At 61.3% G+C, this 4,778-nt stretch carries 5 protein-coding genes; 4 read left to right on the forward strand and 1 reads right to left on the reverse strand.

Annotation, left to right across the window (positions count from 1 at the left end; all coding sequences use genetic code 11):
- Both VMX79_11595 and VMX79_11600 read left to right on the forward strand, forming a co-directional pair.
- Nucleotides 1-315, forward strand: a 315-nt coding sequence (locus VMX79_11595; protein ID HUV87741.1) for a ZIP family metal transporter, incomplete at its 5' end; no start/stop codon positions are given.
- A gap of 456 nt (nucleotides 316-771) precedes the next feature.
- Complete coding sequence (locus VMX79_11600) at nucleotides 772-2,712, forward strand: tetratricopeptide repeat protein (GenBank protein HUV87742.1); 1,941 nt, start codon at nucleotides 772-774, stop codon at nucleotides 2,710-2,712.
- Between the two features lie 286 nt (nucleotides 2,713-2,998).
- On the opposite strand, the gene VMX79_11605 is transcribed toward VMX79_11600, so the two are convergent.
- On the reverse strand, nucleotides 2,999-3,589 hold the full coding sequence (locus tag VMX79_11605; GenBank protein HUV87743.1) for a DUF6249 domain-containing protein: 591 nt from the start codon (nucleotides 3,587-3,589) through the stop codon (nucleotides 2,999-3,001).
- A gap of 176 nt (nucleotides 3,590-3,765) precedes the next feature.
- Here VMX79_11605 and VMX79_11610 point away from each other — a divergent pair, with 176 nt between their 5' ends.
- Nucleotides 3,766-4,341, forward strand: a complete 576-nt coding sequence (locus VMX79_11610) for a sigma-70 family RNA polymerase sigma factor (protein HUV87744.1) — start codon at nucleotides 3,766-3,768, stop codon at nucleotides 4,339-4,341.
- A 1-nt stretch (nucleotide 4,342) separates the two neighbouring features.
- On the forward strand, nucleotides 4,343-4,778 hold a 436-nt coding region (locus tag VMX79_11615; protein HUV87745.1), incomplete at its 3' end, for a hypothetical protein.

A 4,778-nucleotide genomic window follows, 5' to 3' on the forward strand; every position in this document is an offset into this window, starting at 1 on the left:
ATCCAGAATTTCCCGGAAGGGCTCGCGGTCTCGATGCCGCTGCGGCGCGAGGGTATGAGCCGCCTCAGGAGCTTCTGGTACGGCCAGCTCTCCGCGGTGGTGGAGCCGATGGCGGCGGTGGCGGGGGCGGCGGCGGTCTTCCTTGCCCGGCCTTTGCTGCCGTACGCGCTGGGCTTCGCCGCGGGGGCGATGATCTTCGTCGTGGTGGAGGAGGTCGTCCCGGAGTCGCAGCGCGCCGGCAAGGCCGACCTGGCGACGGTGGGCGCGATGGTCGGCTTCGTCGTGATGATGGTCCTCGACGTGGCGTTCGGGTAGTGGGGCCGACATTCCTGTCGGCCGCCAGGCAGGAATGCCTGGCCCACAAGAAAATCTCTTGACAGCCGCGGCGGGATGGTGTATTTAATTAGGGGAGGGACGGCGTTGACGCCGGAGGCCCGAGGGAACCGAGTGAGGGAAGCAACCTACCGAAACAAACTACCCCGCCTCGTTAACGCGTTGAGCGTTAGGGGGCGGGGTGGTATTTACGCCCTCGGCTATATGATTGCTTCTTCGTCTGACCTAAGGGTTTCGTCGCCATCGCCGGTAAGCTAATCTTCGTTACCTCTCCATGCTTGTAACGTAATCGTCGCCGGTAGAGCCGCTTGGAAGTAGGCGTCGTCGTATATTGGATTAGACTTACGTTTTGAGAGGTTATCTAAGCCGGCAAGTAGGGAATTTCATGCTACCCGGCGGTCGGAAGACCCGAGCGGAGATTTAGCAACGGTAAGGCTTATGCAGTCTGGGAAGCTTATATTTACAGCTTTTTGTGTGATCGTTACGGTTTCGTGTTTCGATAGTCGTATCGAACAGCGAGACGCGTGGCGCGGCCTCGCCGTCGAAAACGCCCAGCGCGAGGATTATAAAAAAGCTCTTGAGCGTGTGGATCGGGTCTTGGAGACCGACCCTGAAAACGCCCAAGCGTGGTTTTCTCGCGCAGGGATTTGTTTGTTTCTTGCGAAATATGACGAAGCGGTCGAGGCTTGTAACCGCGGCCTGGTTTTCGAACCTAATAACGAGGCGGCGCTTTGGATTAAAGCTGGAACCTTACACGTTCACTCGGGTGATTACGAGGGAGCTTTGGATACCTATAACCGGTTGGTCGAAGTGGATGGCAAAAACCCGGATTTGTGGCTTGCGCGCGGTCAAGTACTTCAAGCTTTGGGTAAACACCACGAGGCGCTCGCTAGTTTGGAAACGGCAATTGAGTTAAAACCGGATTACGTATTGGCGTGGGGGCTAAAGGGCGACGTAGTACAATTGGGTTTAGGGGAATACGAAGACGCCCTGGAATATTACGACTACGCCCTAAACCTCGACCCGGCGAACGAATACGTCTGGTGCTCCAAGGGTGTGGCGTGGGCAAATCTCGGCCGGGAAAACGAGGCGATAGAATGTTTCGACCGAGCGCTACGGATTAACCCGGAGTACGCCGAACCGTGGTCCGGCAAATGGGCGACCCTGGCCGAAGCCGGGAAATACGAGGAAGCAGTACAATGCTTTGACCACTTGTTAGCGTTAGAGCCCGGAAAGGCGGATACTTGGAAAACAAAAGGCGATCTCCTTTACGCCTACCTGGAGGATTATGAGGAGGCGGTACTGTGTTACGAAGAAGCTTTGGCGTTAAACCCCGACGACGCCCAAGCGTGGTACTTCAAAGGCGGGGCATTGGAAGAATTGGGCGATGAAGAGGATGCTATTTCGTGTTTCGACCGGGCCGTTGAACTGGACGCCTCGTGTACCGGAGCTTGGAGTGCGAAGGGTGAGGCTCTTATAAACCGGGGCGCTTACGAGGAGGCTGTGGCGTGTTTAGACCACGCGCTCGAGCTCGAGCCGGACGACACGGGGACGTTGCTCAACAAAGGGGCCGCGCTTATATATTTGGAACGTTACGAAGAAGCTTTGCCGGTTTTGGCTCAAGCAATAGCCGTCGACCCGGAATACGCGGACGCGTTTTTAAACGTCGGCGCCGCTCATTTTTTCCTGGGCCGGTACGAGGAGGCCGTGGCGTACGTCGACCGCGCCCTGGCTCTCTGCCCCGAAGATGTTGGGGGTTGGGTGAGTAAAGCCGAGGCGTTGAGGTTTCTCGACCGTTACGAGGAGGCGTCGGCGTGTTGCGATCGCGCCCTGAAGCTTGACCGGCGCGACGTCGCGGCCCTGGCGGCCAAAGGCCACCTCCTAGAGGATATCGGGCAATACGAAAAAGCCGCGGCGTGCTACGATCAGGCGTTGAAACTAGATCCCGAGGATAGGGGGATTTGGCGGGACAAAGCGGTGGTCCAGTACTTTCGCGGGAAGTATGACAGTGCGGCGGCGGCGGCTAACGAAGCCGTAGCTTTGGGCGGGGCCCCGTACGATTACTTATTTCTTTTTATATTTAAATCCGCGGCCGGCGCGGGTACTACCGGCGTACTCGAGCCGGCTTTGAGGGCCGACGACCACAGCTGGTCGTACGACGCGGTACGGTTTTTCGCCGGTGAAATAAACGCGGAGGAGATGCTCGCCGCCGCGGGAACCGACGACGAGAAGTTGTGCGAAGCTTATTGCTACTTGGGTTTGTGGCACAAGTTCAATGGCGACGCCGTCGCCTCCCGGGGCTATTTCGAGGCTGCCGTGGCTTGCGGCACGAAAATTCTGTTCGAATATCAAATTGCCGCGTTTGAACTGAGGAGATGAAATGATCCGGGGGCTGTCGCGAGAACATGCCATAAAATCCTGTAGCCGTTCGCGGGTTGGAGGTAATACGCTTACTGTGTTGTAGCTGACGCCGTCGCCAAGCTCAACCTCCTCCCGCCGGGGTAGGGGCCGCGGGAGTTCACTAAATCCTTGAAATGCGCGTGCCGGTTCGGTTTAATATCGACGACGTAGCGTTCGGCTAAAAGAACTAACCCGTTCACGGGAATTGTAAAAAAGCCGCCTCTCCCGAGGCGGCCTTTTTCTTGCGTCGTATCAGCGCGCGGCGTTAGCGGTCCTCGTCCTCTTTCTTCTGCTTCCGGTAGAACGGCACGTAGATCAGGACCGCGACGCCGATGAGCAGCGGGATGAGGCCCCACACCCCCTGCACCGCCCCACAGATGGTGCCCACCGAGATGGAGACCGCGACGCCCAGCGCCGTCAGGACCAGGCCGGCGAGCAGCGGGTCGCGGCGCCGGCGGGGATGCCGCATCCGCGTAAAGATCTCCGGCGGCAGCTCTTTCCCCTCCTTGATGGCGAGCTGGATTACGTCGTAGCGCATCTGCGCCGCGCGGTGTGCCATCAGTATAGCGACTATTATGACCGCGGCCGTGCCGAGCATGAATATTATCGGTAGCATCATGCCGACGAGCGGGATTATGACCTGTTCCTTAATGACGGTTTTACCCGGGCCCGGCTCGAGCCCTTCCGGGCCGCAGAGCGGCTCGTCGCCGCCGGCCGTCTCGACCTTGAGCGTTTTGCCGGCCGTCTCGGCGGGCGCGGCGCCCGCGTCGCCCTTTTCTTCCTGCGCCGGCGCGGGCCCGGCCAGGAAGGCCGCCAGACAGATTATGATGATTGCTGCCGGGAAGTATTTCCTCATTCCGTTTCCTCCGTTTATTTGAATGTCATTAATCCATTCGGCTTTCTCGTCCGTATGACGGCCTCGGCGCCGGTTTTGTTTCATAATAATAGGGCCGGGGTCGGAGGCCGGCGATATATATGTTAATATATGCAACCCGGCCGGTTCTCAGGCCGTCTTACGGGTGGAACGTTCCGATGGCGCGCCCGAGCGAATTCAACGAGCAGGACGTCGTAGGCCGCTGCCGCGCCGGCGAGCAGGAGGCGTGGCGCGAGCTGGTGACGAGGTATCAGGACATGGTCTACGCCATAGCGCGGCGGGTCGCCGGCCCGGCCGCGGAGGACGCGGCCCAGGAGACGTTCCTGCGCGTCTTCCGCAAGCTGCACACGTATCGCTCGGACGGGGGCGCGAAGTTCTCGAGCTGGCTCTACCGCGTGGCGTACAACGTCGCCTGCGACGTCGCCGGGCGGCGGCGGCCGACCGGCATCCCGGCCGACGAGTACGAGCAGCGCTACGAGGGCCCCGGTCCGGAGGAGCTGGCGGCTTCGGCCGAATACGTCGGCCTGGCCCGCGCCGCCCTCGCGGAGATAAGGCCCGACTACCGGAACGTGCTCGAACTATATTACCTGACGGGGAAGTCGTACGAGCAGGTTTCGGAGGTAATGGAGTTGCCGCTGGGCACCGTGAAATCCTACATTCACCGCGGCAAGAAGGCGGTTTTGGCGTCGCTGCGGCGCGCCGGCGTGGCGGATTCGCTCGCCGGGGGTGTGTGATATGATGAATTGCGAAAGGTTTCTGGATATCCTGGCGGCGGGCGAGGACGCCTCGGCGCCGGAGATAGAGGAAGCCCGGGAGCACGCCGCCGTCTGCGAGGAGTGCGGCCGGCTCGCGGAGGCGTTCGGGGGCGTCGAGGGCGCGCTGGCCGAGGTGCCGCCGGCGCCCGCGGCCTTCGCCTCGCGGGTGATGGCGCGCCTGCCGCTGGGTCCGGAACGGCGGCCGCTGGCGGCGCCGCTGGGGCGCGTCGAGCTGTTGCCGACGTGGGTCCTTTCCGGCGCCGCGGCCTTGGCAGCCGCGGTCCTGGCGTGCGTCGTGGCCTACTTCGCCTACACGGACCCGGAGGGGCTGGCCGCGGCGGCCAACGCGTTCACCAATATGCCGGCCGTGGACGCCACGACCTTCGGCTCGATCGTCGGCGCCACCGCGGCGGCGG

The sequence above is a fragment of the bacterium genome, assembly GCA_035529855.1.
Lineage (GTDB): Bacteria > RBG-13-66-14 > B26-G2 > WVWN01 > WVWN01 > WVWN01.